Source organism: Pseudomonas aestuarii (genome assembly GCF_027988105.1).
Taxonomy (GTDB): Bacteria; Pseudomonadota; Gammaproteobacteria; order Pseudomonadales; family Pseudomonadaceae; genus Aquipseudomonas; species Aquipseudomonas aestuarii.
This window is the reverse complement of record NZ_JAQJZJ010000002.1, coordinates 526,202-542,344: the sequence shown is the minus strand read 5'-3', so window position 1 is coordinate 542,344 and position 16,143 is coordinate 526,202. Positions and strand designations below refer to the sequence as shown.

13 protein-coding genes and 3 tRNA genes are annotated in these 16,143 nt (G+C 61.2%); 15 read left to right on the top strand and 1 reads right to left on the bottom strand.

Going from position 1 to position 16,143, the window contains the following annotated elements; genetic code table 11:
* Positions 1 to 70: 70 nt before the first annotated feature.
* From PH586_RS06390 to PH586_RS06340, 11 genes are all read left to right on the top strand, one after another.
* Complete coding sequence (locus tag PH586_RS06390; RefSeq protein ID WP_271346919.1) at positions 71 to 919, top strand: CoA transferase subunit A; 849 nt, start codon at positions 71 to 73, stop codon at positions 917 to 919.
* Entirely contained in the window at positions 919 to 1,701 is a 783-nt protein-coding gene (locus tag PH586_RS06385; protein ID WP_271346918.1) for a CoA-transferase subunit beta, read from the top strand. Before PH586_RS06390 ends, PH586_RS06385 begins: the two co-directional genes overlap by 1 nt.
* Positions 1,698 to 2,903, top strand: a complete 1,206-nt coding sequence (pcaF, locus tag PH586_RS06380) for a 3-oxoadipyl-CoA thiolase (protein WP_271346917.1) — start codon at positions 1,698 to 1,700, stop codon at positions 2,901 to 2,903. The genes PH586_RS06385 and pcaF overlap by 4 nt, the downstream gene beginning before the upstream one ends.
* 181 nt (positions 2,904 to 3,084) lie before the next feature.
* Complete coding sequence (gene pcaD / locus PH586_RS06375) at positions 3,085 to 3,873, top strand: 3-oxoadipate enol-lactonase (protein WP_271346916.1); 789 nt, start codon at positions 3,085 to 3,087, stop codon at positions 3,871 to 3,873.
* A 248-nt stretch (positions 3,874 to 4,121) separates the two neighbouring features.
* The gene (nadA, locus tag PH586_RS06370; protein ID WP_271346915.1) at positions 4,122 to 5,180 is read left to right on the top strand and encodes a quinolinate synthase NadA; all 1,059 of its coding nucleotides are present in this window, start codon (positions 4,122 to 4,124) and stop codon (positions 5,178 to 5,180) included.
* 261 nt (positions 5,181 to 5,441) lie between these two features.
* Entirely contained in the window at positions 5,442 to 8,081 is a 2,640-nt protein-coding gene (gene alaS, locus PH586_RS06365) for an alanine--tRNA ligase (RefSeq protein ID WP_271346914.1), read from the top strand.
* A 92-nt stretch (positions 8,082 to 8,173) separates the two neighbouring features.
* Positions 8,174 to 9,412, top strand: a complete 1,239-nt coding sequence (locus tag PH586_RS06360) for an aspartate kinase (protein ID WP_238041772.1) — start codon at positions 8,174 to 8,176, stop codon at positions 9,410 to 9,412.
* 185 nt (positions 9,413 to 9,597) lie between these two features.
* On the top strand, positions 9,598 to 9,783 hold the full coding sequence (gene csrA / locus PH586_RS06355; protein WP_010490393.1) for a carbon storage regulator CsrA: 186 nt from the start codon (positions 9,598 to 9,600) through the stop codon (positions 9,781 to 9,783).
* A gap of 62 nt (positions 9,784 to 9,845) precedes the next feature.
* A tRNA-Ser gene (locus PH586_RS06350) sits at positions 9,846 to 9,936 on the top strand.
* Between the two features lie 107 nt (positions 9,937 to 10,043).
* A tRNA-Arg gene (locus tag PH586_RS06345) sits at positions 10,044 to 10,120 on the top strand.
* Between the two features lie 71 nt (positions 10,121 to 10,191).
* Positions 10,192 to 10,268: transfer RNA gene (locus PH586_RS06340), tRNA-Arg, on the top strand.
* Between the two features lie 159 nt (positions 10,269 to 10,427).
* Here the strand turns inward: PH586_RS06340 and bamE are convergent.
* Positions 10,428 to 10,919, bottom strand: a complete 492-nt coding sequence (gene bamE, locus PH586_RS06335; protein WP_271346913.1) for an outer membrane protein assembly factor BamE domain-containing protein — start codon at positions 10,917 to 10,919, stop codon at positions 10,428 to 10,430.
* Between the two features lie 323 nt (positions 10,920 to 11,242).
* On the opposite strand from bamE, the gene mgtE reads away from it, so the two are divergent.
* The 4 genes from mgtE to PH586_RS06315 all read left to right on the top strand — a co-directional run bounded on the left by mgtE (position 11,243) and on the right by PH586_RS06315 (position 16,082).
* Positions 11,243 to 12,685, top strand: coding sequence for a magnesium transporter (mgtE, locus tag PH586_RS06330; RefSeq protein ID WP_271346912.1), 1,443 nt, complete (start codon positions 11,243 to 11,245; stop codon positions 12,683 to 12,685).
* 191 nt (positions 12,686 to 12,876) lie between these two features.
* Complete coding sequence (locus tag PH586_RS06325) at positions 12,877 to 13,131, top strand: OadG family protein (RefSeq protein ID WP_271346911.1); 255 nt, start codon at positions 12,877 to 12,879, stop codon at positions 13,129 to 13,131.
* Between the two features lie 25 nt (positions 13,132 to 13,156).
* Positions 13,157 to 14,935 carry a sodium-extruding oxaloacetate decarboxylase subunit alpha gene (oadA, locus tag PH586_RS06320; RefSeq protein WP_271346910.1) on the top strand — a complete coding sequence of 593 codons (1,779 nt, stop codon included), beginning with the start codon at positions 13,157 to 13,159 and terminating at the stop codon, positions 14,933 to 14,935.
* A gap of 10 nt (positions 14,936 to 14,945) precedes the next feature.
* Positions 14,946 to 16,082 (top strand): sodium ion-translocating decarboxylase subunit beta, encoded by a 1,137-nt coding sequence (locus PH586_RS06315; RefSeq protein WP_271346909.1) that lies wholly within the window; start codon positions 14,946 to 14,948, stop codon positions 16,080 to 16,082.
* Positions 16,083 to 16,143 lie beyond the last annotated feature (61 nt).

The window sequence follows — 16,143 nt, the reverse complement described above, 5'->3', positions numbered from 1 at the left end:
ACGGGGCCTACTGTTGACTCACCCGCCACCTTGTCCCGGTGGCACTGTCCAACCAGTGAGAACAGCACCGATGGCCGAAATAATTTCCCTTGGCGAAGCAATCCAGCGCTTCGTCAACGACGGCGACACCGTCGCCCTCGAAGGCTTCACCCACCTGATCCCGACCGCGGCGTCCCATGAGATCATCCGCCAGAACAAGCGCGAGCTGACCCTGGTGCGTATGACCCCCGATCTGGTCTATGACCTGCTGATCGGCGCCGGTTGCGCCAAGAAGCTGGTGTTCTCCTGGGGTGGCAATCCCGGCGTCGGTTCCCTGCATCGCCTGCGCGACGCGGTGGAGAAGGGCTGGCCCAAGCCGCTGGAGATCGAGGAACACAGCCATGCGGCCATGGCCAACGCCTACGTCGCCGGCGCGTCGAATCTGCCGTTCGCGGTGCTGCGCGGTTATCAGGGTTCGGACCTGGTCAAGGTCAACCCGCGGATCAAGTTCATCGAGTGTCCGTTCACCGGCGAGCAGCTGGCCGCAGTGCCGAGCGTGCGTCCGGACGTCACCGTGATCCACGCGCAGAAGGCCGACCGCCAGGGTAACGTGCTGCTCTGGGGCATTCTCGGCGTACAGAAGGAAGCGGCCCTGGCGGCCCAGCGCTGCATCGTCACCGTGGAAGAAATTGTCGACGAGCTGGATGCGCCGATGAACGCCTGCGTGCTGCCGAGCTGGGCGCTGACTGCGGTCTGCCTCGTGCCCGGTGGCGCACACCCGTCCTATGCCCTCGGTTACTCCGAGCGCGATAACCGCTTCTACCAGGCCTGGGACCCGATCGCCCGCGACCGCGAGACCTTCACGGCCTGGATCGATACCTATATCCGTGGCACCGAGGATTTCGCAGCGTTCCAGAAGAAAATCGCGGAGGGCAAATAATGAGCGCCTACAGTACCAATGAAATGATGACCGTGGCCGCCGCGCGCCGCCTGCAAAATGGCGCGGTGTGCTTCGTCGGCATCGGCCTGCCGTCCAAGGCCGCCAACCTGGCGCGCCTGACCTCCTCGCCGGACGTGGTGCTGATCTACGAATCCGGCCCGATCGGCGCCAAACCCAGCGTACTGCCGTTGTCGATCGGCGACGGCGAACTGGCCGAGACCGCCGACACCGTGGTGCCGACCGGCGAGATCTTCCGCTACTGGCTGCAGGGCGGGCGCATCGATGTCGGCTTCCTCGGCGCCGCCCAGGTCGACAAGTTCGGCAACATCAACACCACGGTGATCGGTGATTACCACAAGCCCAAGGTGCGCCTGCCCGGCGCCGGCGGCGCGCCGGAGATTGCCGGCAGCGCCAAGCAGGTGCTGATCATCCTCAAGCAGTCGCACCGCACCTTCGTCGACAAGCTGGCCTTCATCACCTCGGTTGGCCATGGCGAGGGCGGCGATCACCGTAAGCGTCTTGGTCTGCCCGGCGCCGGGCCGGTCGGCATCATCACCGACCTGTGCATCATGGAGCCGGAAGCCGGTAGCAATGAATTCATCGTCACCGCGCTGCATCCGGGGGTGAGCCGCGAACAGGTGATCGAGGCCACCGGTTGGCAGATCCGCTTCGCTGCCGATCTCGGCGAAACCGCCGCGCCGACCGAGGTGGAGCTGACCGCCCTGCGTGCCCTGGAAGCCCGCACCGCAGCGGCCCACGGCCAGACCGGAGGTGAGGAATGAGCCGCGAGGTCTTTATCTGTGACGCCGTGCGCACGGCCATCGGCCGCTTCGGCGGCGGCTTGGCCCCGGTGCGGGCCGACGACCTGGCGGCCGTGCCGCTCAAGGCGCTGATCGAACGCAATCCGCAACTCGATCTGAGCCAGGTCGACGAAGTCTTTATGGGCTGCGCCAACCAGGCCGGCGAAGACAACCGCAACGTCGCACGCATGGCCCTGCTGCTGGCCGGCCTGCCGGACAGTGTGCCGGGAGTGACCCTCAATCGTCTGTGCGCCTCAGGTCTCGACGCGGTCGGTACGGCTTTCCGCGCCATCGCCAGCGGCGAGATGGAGCTGGCGATGGCCGGCGGCGTCGAGTCGATGTCGCGCGCACCCTATGTCATGGGCAAGGCCGACAGCGCCTACGGGCGCAATCAGAAGATCGAGGACACCACCATCGGCTGGCGCTTTATCAACCCGCTGATGCAGGCCGAATACGGTGTGGATGCCATGCCGCAGACCGCCGACAACGTCGCCGACCAGTTCGGCATCAGCCGCGCCGATCAGGACGCCTTCGCCCTGCGCAGCCAGCAGCGCGCGGCTGCCGCCCAGCAGGCCGGTTTCTTCGCCGAAGAAATCGTCCCGGTAACGATCAAGGGCAAGAAGGGCGATACCGTCATCGATCAGGACGAACACCTGCGCCCGGAAACCACCCTGGAGGCCCTGAGCAAACTCAAGCCGGTCAACGGCGCGGACAAAACCGTCACCGCCGGCAACGCCTCGGGGGTCAACGATGGTGCGGCGGCGCTGATCCTGGCGTCGGCCGAGGCGGTGATAAAGCATGGTTTGACCCCGCGCGCTCGGGTGCTGGGTATGGCCAGCGCCGGCGTGGCGCCACGGATCATGGGTTACGGCCCGGTGCCGGCGGTGCGCAAGCTGTGCGAGCGGCTGGGTTTGGCGGTCGCCGACTTCGATGTGATCGAACTCAACGAAGCCTTCGCCGCCCAGGGCCTGGCGGTAACCCGCGACCTCGGCCTGGCCGACGACGCGGATCGGGTCAACCCCAATGGCGGTGCCATCGCCCTCGGCCATCCGCTGGGCATGAGCGGCGCACGCCTGGTGCTGACCGCCTTGCACCAGCTGGAAAAGTCCGGCGGCAAGCGCGGCTTGGCGACCATGTGCGTGGGTGTCGGTCAGGGGCTGGCGCTGGCCATCGAGCGGGTCTGAGCCTCCAGATCGTAGGGTGCCGCGGGGCCGCCTAGGCTTTGCGCACCGCAGGCTAACCTCGTTGTGTCGACCCGCGCCGGCATGCACCATTGCAAGCCGGAGCCCGTGGCAGCAGTCTTGATCACCAGCGGCTATGCCGCTGAGCGCATACCGAGTTCCATCTACTTGTAGGAGTTTTTCCGTGCCTGTTGTCCACCTCGCCGCTGGCGACCTGAATTACCAACTCGAAGGCCCAGCCGACGCGCCGGTGCTACTGCTGAGCAATTCCCTGGGCACCGATTTGGGCATGTGGGACTCGCAGATGCCGACCTTTACCGAGCATTTTCGGGTGCTGCGTTACGACACCCGCGGTCACGGCCAGTCGCAGGTCAGTGCGGGTTTCTACAGCATCGAACAGCTGGGCCGCGACGTGCTGGCCCTGCTCGATCACCTGCATATCGCCCGGGTGCACTTCTGTGGCCTGTCCATGGGCGGCCTGATCGGTCAGTGGCTGGGCATCCATGCCGGCGAGCGCTTGGACAAGCTGGTGCTGTGCAACACCGCGGCCAGGATTGCCACCGACGAAGTATGGAATAGCCGCATCGACAGCGTGCTGCAAGGCGGCCAGCGGGCCATGAGTGACCTGCGCGATGCGTCCATTGCGCGCTGGTTCACCCCCGGCTTCGCCGCCATCCAGGCCGCCCAGGCCAGCCGCATCACCGCCATGCTGGCAGCCACCTCGGCCCAAGGCTACGCCGGCAACTGCGCGGCAGTGCGCGATGCCGATTTCCGTGGGGAGCTCGGCGCGATCAAGCTGCCGACGTTGATCGTCTGCGGCGCTGCCGACCCGGTGACCACCCCGGCCGATGGCCGCTTCCTGCAGCAGCGCATCGCTGGCGCGCAGCTGGTCGAGTTGCAGGCCGCGCACCTGTCCAATGTCGAAGCCGACGAAGCCTTCACTCGGGCCGTGGTGGATTTCCTGCTGCAATGATGGCTCAGGCGCACCCTGCGATTCGTCTGTCAGGGGGCGCCCGGTGTGCGCTCTGGGGCGCCTGGTCCTATTTGCAAAGTCCTTTAAGATCAAACTATTATGAAAATCCTGCGGCCCTAGAGGGTGCGGGATTTTTCGTAGTTGCTGCGCGCCTTACCCTCCGAATGCCTGTCCAGGCTGCTCTCGCATAGTCAATCTGGCGGGTATACTCGAGCCCCCGCTGATCGACCTGTACAGGACCTGATGACATGACGCAGATTTCCGAACGCCTTCTGGTCCAGGCTCATCTGGACGCCAAACAGCCCAAGCCGCTGACGCCCGAGCAGGAGGCCTTCTACCGCGCCGAGATTGCCGCCGAGCTGAAAAAGCAGAATGCGGTGCTGGTGGCCCACTATTACTGCGACCCGGTGCTGCAGGCCCTGGCCGAAGAGACCGGCGGTTGCGTCTCCGACTCCCTGGAAATGGCCCGTTTCGGCAACCAGCATGCGGCGCAGACCGTGCTGGTGGCCGGAGTCAAATTCATGGGCGAGACGGCCAAGATCCTCAACCCGGAAAAGCGCGTGCTGATGCCGACCCTGGAGGCGACCTGCTCGCTGGATCTGGGTTGCCCGGTGGACGAGTTCGCCGCGTTCTGCGATCAGCACCCGCAGCGTACCGTGGTGGTGTATGCCAATACCTCGGCGGCGGTGAAGGCGCGGGCCGACTGGGTGGTGACCTCCAGTTGCGCGGTGGAGATCGTCGAACACCTGATGGACAACGGCGAAAGCATAATCTGGGCGCCGGACCAGCACCTGGGGCGTTACATCCAGAACAAGACCGGTGCCGACATGCTGCTGTGGGACGGCGCCTGTATCGTCCATGAGGAGTTCAAGGCCAAGCAGCTCGAGGACATGAAAGCCCTGTACCCGGACGCTGCGGTGCTGGTGCATCCGGAGTCGCCGACGGCGGTGATCGACCTGGCCGATGCGGTCGGTTCGACCAGTCAGCTGATCGCGGCGGCCCAGCGCCTGCCGAACAAGACCTTCATCGTCGCCACCGACCGCGGCATCTTCTACAAGATGCAGCAGTTGTGCCCGGACAAGGAATTCATCGAGGCGCCGACCGCCGGTAACGGTGCCGCCTGCCGCAGCTGTGCACACTGCCCGTGGATGGCGATGAACACCCTGGAGCGCACCCTGCTGAGCCTGCGCGAAGGCAGCAACGAGATCTTCGTCGATCCCGCGCTGATCCCCAAGGCGATCAAACCGCTCAAGCGCATGCTCGATTTCACCCAGGCGGCCCGGCTCAAGCTGTCGGGCAATGCCTGAAGCGCAGCCGTGACTGCAGTCGGGCGAAGATGGTTTGCGCCCGACTGCAACGCGCACGTGCTCATCGCCCTGGAGGCGGCTCAGTGCATTGTGCAGGCTGACTTGCATTGGCTTGGGCGATGGTGTCCAGCGTCGACTTGGGTGGCGAGAAGGGCGATAGCCGCTAACTATTGATAAACACGCTGTACCGATGCTAAAGGGCCGATATAATGCGGCCCTTTGCCGGCTTTGCCGTGGCCGCCTGTTTCCGTGGATGATCCTATGAAAAGCGCTGAAATCCGTGAAGCCTTCCTCAGCTTCTTCGAAGAGAAGGGGCATACCCGTGTCGCTTCCAGCTCCCTGATTCCGGGCAACGACCCGACGCTGCTGTTCACCAATGCCGGGATGAACCAGTTCAAGGACTGCTTCCTCGGCCTGGAAAAACGCGCCTACACCCGTGCAGCGACCAGCCAGAAGTGCGTGCGTGCCGGTGGCAAGCACAACGATCTGGAAAACGTCGGTTACACCGCGCGTCACCACACCTTCTTCGAAATGCTGGGTAACTTCAGCTTTGGCGACTATTTCAAGCGCGATGCCATCCACTTCGCCTGGGAATTCCTGACCAGTGAGCGTTGGCTGAACCTGCCCAAAGACAAGCTGTGGGTCACCGTTTATGCCACCGATGACGAGGCCTTCGACATCTGGACCAAGGAAGTCGGCATGCCGGCCGAGCGGATGATCCGTATCGGCGACAATAAAGGCGCACCTTACGCCTCCGACAACTTCTGGACCATGGGCGATACCGGCCCGTGCGGCCCCTGCACCGAGATCTTCTTCGACCACGGCGAGCACATCTGGGGTGGCCCGCCCGGCTCGGCGGAAGAAGATGGCGACCGCTACATCGAGATCTGGAACAACGTGTTCATGCAGTTCAACCGCACCGCGGACGGCGTACTGCACCCGCTACCGGCACCGAGCGTGGACACCGGCATGGGCCTGGAGCGCATCAGTGCGGTGCTGCAGCACGTCAACTCGAACTATGAGATCGACCTGTTCCAGAGCCTGCTCAACGCCTCGGCGCGGGCCATCGGCTGCGCCAACGAAGGCCAGGCGTCGCTGAAAGTGGTGGCCGACCACATCCGCTCCTGCAGCTTCCTGATCGCCGATGGCGTCACCCCGTCCAACGAAGGTCGCGGTTATGTGCTGCGCCGCATCGTCCGACGCGCCTGTCGTCACGGTAACAAGCTGGGCGCCAAGGGCAGCTTCTTCTATCAGATAGTCGCAGCCCTGGTGGCCGAGATGGGCGAAGCCTTCCCCGAGCTGCAACAGCAGCAGGCGCATATCGAGCGCGTCCTGAGAACCGAAGAGGAACAGTTCGCCAAGACACTGGAGCAGGGCCTGAAAATCCTCGAGCAGGATCTGGTCGGGCTCAAGGGCAAGCTGATCCCCGGCGAGACAGTGTTCAAGCTGTACGACACCTACGGCTTCCCCTTCGACCTGACAGCCGATATCGCCCGCGAGCGCGGTCTGACTCTCGACGAGAGCGGCTTCGAGCGCGAAATGCAGGCCCAGCGCGAACGCGCCCGTTCCGCCAGCGCCTTCGGCATGGATTACAACGCTCTGGTCAAGGTCGACAGCGACACGCGTTTCCTTGGTTACGAGGGCACCAGTGGCAGCGGCACCATCATCGCCTTGTTCGCCAATGGCCAGGCGGTCGATAGCCTGAACGAAGGCGAGGAGGGCGTGGTGGTCCTCGATCAGACGCCGTTCTATGCCGAGTCCGGTGGCCAGGTCGGTGACTGCGGCTTTCTTGTGGAAGGTACGGAGTCGAGCGCTGGCGTGCGTTTCGATGTGCGCGACACGACCAAGGTCGGCGGTGCTTTCCTGCACCACGGCATCGTTGCCAGGGGCGGTTTGCGCGTCGGTGCCGCGATCAAGGCCGAAGTCGACGCCGGCATACGTCAAGCCACCGCGCTCAACCATTCGGCAACCCACCTGCTGCACGCCGCGTTGCGTCAGGTGATCGGCGAGCATGTGCAGCAGAAAGGCTCGCTGGTCGATAGCCAGCGTCTGCGTTTCGACTTCAGCCACTTCGAGGCGATCACGCCGGAGCAACTGAAGGCCCTGGAAGATATCGTCAACACCCAGGTGCGCAACAACAGCGAGGTCGAAACGGTCGAGACCGATATCGAAACCGCCAAGCAAAAAGGCGCCATGGCGCTGTTTGGCGAGAAATACGGTGATCGGGTGCGGGTGCTGAGCATGGGCGGTGACTTCTCCGTCGAGCTCTGTGGTGGCACTCACGTATCCCGTACCGGCGACATCGGCCTGTTCAAGATCACCAGCGAAGGCGGTGTGGCGGCGGGAGTGCGGCGTATCGAGGCCGTCACTGGTGCCGCGGCTTTTGCTTACCTGAATGCGGCCGAAGAACAGTTGAAAGAGGCCGCCGCGCTGGTCAAGGGCAGCCGCGACAATCTGCTGGACAAACTGATCGCCGTGCTGGAGCGCAATCGTCAGCTGGAAAAAGAGCTGGAGCAGTTCAAGGCCAAGGCCGCCAGTGCCGCCGGCAATGATCTGGCCGGTTCCGCCGTGGACGTCAAGGGCATCAAGGTGCTCAGTGCGCGGGTTGACGGTCTGGATGGCAAGGCCTTGCTGGCCATGGTCGACCAGTTGAAGAACAAGCTTGGCAGCGCGGTGATCCTGCTCGGCGGTGTGCAGGACGACAAGGTCGTGCTAGTGGCCGGCGTGACCCAGGACCTGACAAGCAAGCTCAAGGCCGGCGAACTGATGAAGCAGGCTGCAGCGGCAGTCGGTGGCAAGGGCGGCGGTCGTCCGGATATGGCGCAGGGCGGCGGCACCGATGCAGGTGCGCTGGATGGCGCGTTGGCGCTGGCCGCCACCTTTGTCGAGCAAGGTCTGTAAGCACCGGGGTCCGCATTACGCCCGGTGGGCCTTGGCAGCATATTGAGTTGAATGTTTAATGGGCGCCCTTCACGGGCTGAGGCGGCTTTGAAATGGCTTTGATCGTACAGAAATTTGGCGGCACCTCCGTCGGCACTGTTGAGCGGATTCAGCAGGTGGCCGAGAAGGTGAAGAAGTTCCGCGAAAACGGCGATGACATCGTGGTCGTGGTTTCCGCCATGAGCGGTGAAACCAATCGGTTGGTCGAGCTGGCCAAACAGGCGAGCGATGACCAGCCGGTGCCGCGTGAGCTCGACGTAATGTTGTCCACCGGTGAGCAGGTGACCATTGCCCTGTTGACTATGGCGCTGATTCGCCGTGGTGTGCCGGCGGTGTCCTACACCGGCAATCAGGTGCGTATTCTCACCGACAGCGCGCACAACAAGGCGCGGATCCTGCAGATTGACGATCAGAAGCTGCGTGCCGACCTCAAGGCCGGTCGTGTGGTGGTGGTCGCCGGTTTCCAGGGGGTGGACGAGCACGGCAATATCACCACGCTGGGGCGTGGTGGCTCCGACACCACGGGCGTGGCCCTGGCCGCGGCACTGAAGGCCGACGAGTGCCAGATCTATACTGATGTCGATGGTGTCTACACCACTGACCCGCGTGTGGTGCCTCAGGCGCAGCGCCTGGAGAAGATCACCTTCGAGGAAATGCTGGAAATGGCCAGCCTGGGTTCCAAGGTGCTACAAATTCGCTCGGTGGAGTTCGCCGGCAAGTACAACGTCCCGCTGCGCGTACTGCACAGCTTCAAGGAGGGTCCGGGCACCCTCATTACGATTGATGAAGAGGAATCCATGGAACAGCCGATCATCTCCGGTATCGCTTTCAACCGCGACGAAGCCAAGCTGACTATCCGTGGCGTACCGGACATCCCGGGCGTGGCGTTCAAGATTCTCGGCCCTGTCAGTGCCGCCAACATCGAAGTCGACATGATCGTGCAGAACGTGGCGCACGATAACACCACCGATTTCACCTTCACCGTGCATCGCAACGATTATCAGGCTGCGCAGCAGGTGCTGGAAAATACCGCGCGTGAGTTGGGCGCTCGCGAAGTGATTGGTGACATCAAGATTGCCAAGGTGTCGATCGTCGGCGTCGGTATGCGCTCTCATGCAGGGGTTGCCAGCCGCATGTTCGAGGCTCTGGCCAAGGAAAATATCAATATCCAGATGATCTCTACCTCGGAAATCAAGGTGTCCGTGGTGATCGAGGAGAAATATCTGGAATTGGCGGTGCGTGCTCTGCACACCGCCTTTGAATTGGATGCCCCGGCCCGACAGGGCGACTGAGGCATCGCCCGAAAGGCGCGCACTACTGCGCGCCTTTTGTCTTTTTGGTTGGCGTGGATAGACTTTCTTTCTGCCCACACTAGTCAATACTTGGGTGAAGGCCTCGCTTGAGATTCATGGGGGGCTGCCACCATTTTCTTTTTTGCAGACTGTTGTATTGGATTTAAATCCGTGAGGAGAAAGGAATGCTGATTCTAACTCGCCGGGTCGGTGAGACCCTGATGGTGGGTGACGAGGTCACTGTCACCGTGTTGGGCGTTAAGGGCAATCAGGTGCGTATTGGCGTTAACGCGCCGAAGGAAGTGGCTGTGCACCGTGAGGAAATTTACCAGCGCATCCAGAAAGAGAAAGACGAAGAACCAAGCCACTAATTTTTATCTAATTTTTGGCTTTGCAAGCGGGGCAAATATGGATATCATGCGCCCCGTGTTGCGGAGAGGTGGCCGAGTGGCCGAAGGCGCTCCCCTGCTAAGGGAGTACATCTCAAAAGGGTGTCGGGGGTTCGAATCCCCCCTTCTCCGCCATTATTTAGTGTTATAGGGTGTAGAGTCTGCTTTATCAGTAAGTTGTTGAAATTAATCTGATTTAAGCTTGATTGAAAAATTTGAATCCCTATAATGCGCCGGACAGTGCACTCATAGCTCAGCTGGATAGAGTACTCGGCTACGAACCGAGCGGTCGGAGGTTCGAATCCTCCTGAGTGCACCATATTGAAGGCGATCGGCAGCGATGCGGGTCGTATTTCAAGCCAGCGGTGATCTGGTTAAAAAGCGCCACTTGCACTCATAGCTCAGCTGGATAGAGTACTCGGCTACGAACCGAGCGGTCGGAGGTTCGAATCCTCCTGAGTGCACCAAATAGAAGGGCCTGCAGCGATGCAGGCCCTTTTTCTTTGTCTACCGTTTTTGTCCGGCGCCCTGTTGCGGTCCATCTTGCTGCGGCCCGCTTGTCGGTCCACGTCAGTGCTGGAGCGCTGCGCCCAGTCGCTGTTTTATCGTGGGCATCCGGCAGGTCCTCAACGCTTGCCTCTGACGCAGCCGTTTTCATCGAAGCTGACCTGACGGCTGTTGCCCTGCTGATCGCGGTAGTGATAGCGCGTCTGGCCGTTCTGGCTGCTGACTCTGTCCGGCGTGCCCAGGCTGCTTTCCACGTCGCTGCGGTTCATGCCGCTGCGTATCTGCTGTTTGACGATGGCCGTGCGCCGCTCGCTGCCGGTAACCAGGTTGCCGCAGCCATCCTGCTGCTCGCCGACCACTACCAGTGTGCTGGTCTTTTTTGCGACCTTGCGGCGTGATGGTTTGGTTGATTTGGCCAGCGGGGTGGGTTTGCCGCTGCCTGGTGTGGCGTTGTAGGCATCCTGCAGATATAGCGTGTGTCCGGCGGGGCAGCCTCGCAGGGTGAAGGTGACATGGCCGTTGCCGTCTTCGCAGCGGAACACGGTTGAGGCCATCAGGGGCAGTGGGCATAACAGGATGGCGCAGAAAGCTGCGCGGCGCAGTCCATGCATCGTGACGTCCTCCTTGACGGTCGTGTGGCAAGCCTAGTCGATCAGCTCGACTTTGCCAGTGGTGCCTTGAGCGGTGTCTCTGGCGTCGTAGCTACGGGTTCTTGAAAACGCTGAAGTTTGCGTTGTAAAGGCTTGTTCGGGCCGGCTTTTTGTAGCGTGCAATGCCGTCGAGCGGTGTTATCATTTTGCCCGTCAGCCCCGCCGGGGCTTGTGGACCACCACCATGGACTTACCCAGTAGTTACTCTGAGTCTCGATTGTGCAATTGCGTACTGATTGATTGACCCTCTTTGGCGCGCGCCGCCGCTGGGGGTGGAGCGTGCCATGACTGAAGTAGAAGCCAAGAAGCCGCAAGAAAGCCTGCAGGACCGCCTCGCCCAAGTGGTCGAGTTGCTGCATCGGCATAAGCTGGTCGAAGACCTGACGCATCGTCAGGAAGGCCCGCATCACGACCGGGTGGAAAGCCTGGTGCACCGGCAGAATCTGGCCGAGTTGCAGCGCAAGCTCGATGAGCTGCACTCCGCCGACGTCGCCCATATCCTCGAAGCGCTGCCGTTGGACGAGCGTCTGACCGTCTGGCAGTTGGTCAAAGCCGAGCGCGACGGCGATATTCTCCTCGAAGTATCCGATGCGGTGCGCGAAACGCTGATCGCCGATATGGATGACCACGAGATCCTCGCGGCGGCCAAGGAGATGGATGCCGACGAATTGGCGGATCTGGCCTCCGAACTGCCGCGCGATGTCGTCCATGAGTTGATGGAAACCCTCGATGCGCAGCAGCGTGAGCGGGTTCGTTCGGCACTGTCCTATGAGGAGGAGCAGGTTGGCGCGCTGATGGACTTCGAGATGGTCACCATCCGCGAAGATGTCAGCCTTGAGGTGGTATTGCGTTACCTGCGGCGGCTGAAAGAGCTGCCGGGGCATACCGACAAGTTGTTCGTGGTCGATTACGACGGCGTGCTCAAGGGTGTGCTGCCCGTCAAGCGCTTGCTGGTCAATGACCCGGACAAACTGGTCAGTGAGGTGATGGCGACCGATCCGGTGAGTTTTCATCCGGATGAAGATGCCTACGATGCCGCCCAGGCGTTCGAGCGTTACGACCTGATCTCAACGCCGGTGGTCGACAAGAACGGCAAGCTGATTGGTCGTCTGACCATCGACGAGATGGTCGACCTGATTCGCGAGGAAAGCGAAAGCGAAGTGCTGAACATGGCCGGTCTGCGAGAGGAGGAAGACATCTTCGCCTCGGTCTGGAAGTCGTTGCGCAACCGTTGGGCCTGGCTGGCCCTCAACCTGATTACCGCGTTCATTGCCTCGCGGGTCATCGGCCTGTTCGAGGGTTCCATCGAGAAGTTGGTGGCCTTGGCCGCCTTGATGCCGATCGTTGCCGGCATCGGTGGTAACTCGGGCAATCAGACCATCACCATGATCGTGCGCGCCATGGCGCTGGATCAGGTCAGTACCGGTAATACCGCGCGACTGATTCGCAAGGAATTGAGCGTTGCCTTGATCAATGGCCTGGTCTGGGGTGGGGTGATTGGTGTGGTGGCTTATATGCTGTACGGCAGTTGGTCGCTGGGTGTGGTGATGACCGCGGCCATGACCCTGAATCTGCTGCTTGCGGCCTTGATGGGGGTGCTAATTCCCATGACCCTGGTGCGCTTGGGGCGCGACCCGGCGTTGGGGGCCAGCGTGATGATCACCGCGGTGACCGATAGTGGCGGCTTCTTCCTCTTTCTCGGGTTGGCCACGGTGTTTCTGCTGTAGCGGGGTGCCCTTATTTACGAGGTGAATGTGTGGCGCCTTATTGTCCGTATTTGTCGCAAAATTCAGCCTGGGGTTTGCTCAAACAACCGTTTCAAGCTAAGGTGCGCCAGCTTTTACCGGCAGCTTTCGGGTGCCTGCTCCGTCCAAGAACATGCGACTGCCGAGTCGCACCAATAAAATAAGGAGTCATGATGACCTCCAGCCAACTCCTGCTTGAGGGTGTCGATCTCATGCTGATGGGCATGGGCTCAGTATTTTTCTTTCTGGCTCTTCTGATTCTCTGTATTCGTCTGATGGCTCGTGTGCTCCTGCGTTTCGCGCCGGCTCAGCATGTGCGTGAGCCCAGTGCGCCATCGCCGGTGAAATTGGCGAGCCAGGAACCTGGGCCGGACATTGTTGCTGCCATTCAGTTGGCCCTTCATCAACACCGCGTGCGCCGCGGCTGATTCTGGTTAGTCAGGGAGTTTCCGTATGACCGCAACGAAAAAAGCACTCGGTATCACCGATGTGGTTCTGCGCGACGCGCATCAATCCATTCTGGCAACCCGGGTGCGTCTCGAGGACATGCTGCCGATCGCGCCCAAGCTCGATCAGGTGGGCTTCTGGTCGGTCGAATCCTGGGGCGGTGCTACTTTCGATGCCTGCATTCGTTACCTGGGCGAAGACCCTTGGGAGCGCATCCGTGCGCTGAAGCAGGCTATGCCCAATACCCGCCAGCAGATGCTCTTGCGTGGGCAGAATTTGCTCGGTTATCGGCATTATGCCGATGACGTGGTGGAAAAGTTCGTCGAGCGTGCGGCGGTCAACGGCGTCGATGTGTTCCGTGTATTCGACGCGATGAACGATCCGCGCAACCTGCAGACCGCGCTCCGTGCGGTCAAAGAGCAGGGCAAGCATGCCCAGGGCACAATTTCCTATACCACCAGCCCGGTACATACCCTGGACATGTGGGTAGACCTGGCCAAGCAGATCGAAGACATGGGCGCCGACTCGATCGCGATCAAGGATATGGCGGGTATTCTCAACCCGTACATCGCCTTCGAACTGGTAACGCGGCTGAAGGCTACCCTGTCGATCCCGATCCACATGCAGTGCCATGCCACAGCGGGCCTGTCCACTGCCGCCATCGTCAAGGCGGTAGAAGCCGGCATCGACAACGTCGATACGGCGATTTCCTCGCTGTCGATGACCTATGGTCATTCGCCAACCGAGTCGGTGGTGGCGATCTTCCAGGGTTCCGAGCGCGACACCGGCTTGAATCTGGAGCTGCTCGAAGAAATTGCCGCGTACTTCCGTGAAGTGCGCAAGAAGTACGCGAAGTTCGAAGGCACCCTCAAAGGCGTCGATTCGCGCATCCTGGTCGCTCAGGTTCCTGGCGGCATGCTGACCAACATGGAAAACCAGCTGAAAGAGCAGGGCGCCCAGGACAAGTTCGATGAGGTGTTGGCCGAGATTCCGCGGGTGCGCGAGGATCTGGGCTTTATCCCGCTGGTGACGCCGACTTCACAGATCGTTGGTACCCAGGCGGTGATCAACGTATTGACCGGTGAGCGCTACAAGTCGATCACCAAGGAAACCGCCGGTGTGTTGAAGGGTGAATACGGCGCAGCGCCAGCCCCCTTCAATAAAGAGCTGCAACTGCGGGTGCTCGATGGTGCCGAAGCCATTACCTGCCGCCCGGCGGACATGCTCACTGCGGAAATGGACAAGTTGACAGCCGAGCTCAAGGGCATTGCCCAGGAGAAGGGCATCAAGCTGGCCAAAGATGAAATCGACGATGTGCTGACTTATGCCCTGTTCCCGCAGATCGGCCTGAAGTTTCTGGAAAATCGCGGCAACCCGGCGGCCTTTGAGCCGGCGCCGACCAGTAACGAATTGCCGTCCCGTGAAGCCGGTAAGCCCGAGGTCTACACCGTTGAAGTCAACGGCAAGTCCTTTGTGGTCCAGGTCAACGAAGGGGGGGACATCGAAGGCCTCAAGCCTGTCGGTGCCGCCGCTGTCACGGCCTCTGCTGCTGCTCCTGTAGCTGTCGGTGCGGGCGATCCGCAATCGGCGCCTCTGGCGGGCAATATCTTCAAGGTTCTGGTGCAGCCAGGAGTCGCGGTCGAAGAAGGGCAGTTGGTGATCATTCTTGAAGCGATGAAGATGGAAACCGAGATTCGTGCGTTCAAGGCTGGCACCATCGGTGCGGTTAACGTCAAGGTGGGTGATGCGGTGGCGGTGGGCGAAAGCCTGTTGACCATCGGTTGAGGGGCATTTAATGGAAAAGCTTCTCAAGCTTTGGCAGAGCACAGGCCTGTATCATCTGGAGCCTGGCCAGGCCTTGATGATCGTCATCTGTCTGGGGTTGATCTACCTGGCGATCAAGAAAGGTTTCGAGCCGTTGTTGCTGATCCCGATTGGCTTTGGTGGTCTGTTGGCCAACATTCCAGTAGCGGGCATGGCTGAAGGCTCCGGGATCTTGCACCTGTTCTATGAAGTTGGCTTGCCGACCAGCGTGTTCCCGCTGTTGATCTTCATGGGGGTCGGCGCAATGACCGACTTCGGGCCGATGCTGGCCAATCCGAAGACCTTGTTCCTTGGTGCGGCAGCGCAGTTCGGTATTTTTGCCACCTTGATCGGTGCGCTGGCGATTGCCTCCCTGGGTATTCCTGGTCTGGAGTTCACCCTGCGTGAGGCGGCCTCTATCGCGATCATCGGTGGTGCCGATGGCCCGACCTCGATCTTTGTGACTGCCAAGCTGGCGCCTCATCTGCTCGGGCCGATTGCCGTTGCTGCATATTCATACATGGCTCTGGTTCCGCTGATTCAGCCGCCGATCATGCGCGCGCTGACGACCAAGGAAGAGCGGGCGATCGTCATGCAGCAGCTGCGGCATGTCAGCCAGGTCGAGAAGATTGTGTTCCCGCTGGTGCTGTGTCTGTTGGTGGGCATGCTGCTGCCGGACGCGGCGCCATTGGTGGGCATGTTCGCCTTTGGCAACTTGTTGCGTGAGGCGGGTGCGGTCGAGCGTCTGGCCGATACTTCGCGTAACGCGTTGATCAATATCGTGACCATTTGTCTGGGCTTGACTGTGGGTTCCAAGCTTTCTGCTGAGTCATTCCTGCAAATGAAGACTCTCGGCATTCTGCTGCTGGGCATGATCGCCTTCTGTGGCGGTACTGCTGCCGGAATTTTAATGGCCAAGGCGATGAACCTGTTCAGCAAGAACAAGATCAATCCGTTGATTGGTTCGGCCGGGGTATCGGCAGTGCCAATGGCGGCGCGGGTATCGAACAAGGTCGGCCTGGAAGCCAATCCGCAGAACTTCCTGCTGATGCATGCCATGGGCCCGAACGTGGCCGGGGTGATCGGCTCGGCAGTGGCGGCCGGTGTGTTGCTCAACTTTGTTGGATAACGACAAGGGCGTTTAGACGCTATAAACAAGAAAAGCCGCCTGTTCAGGGCGGCTTTTCTTT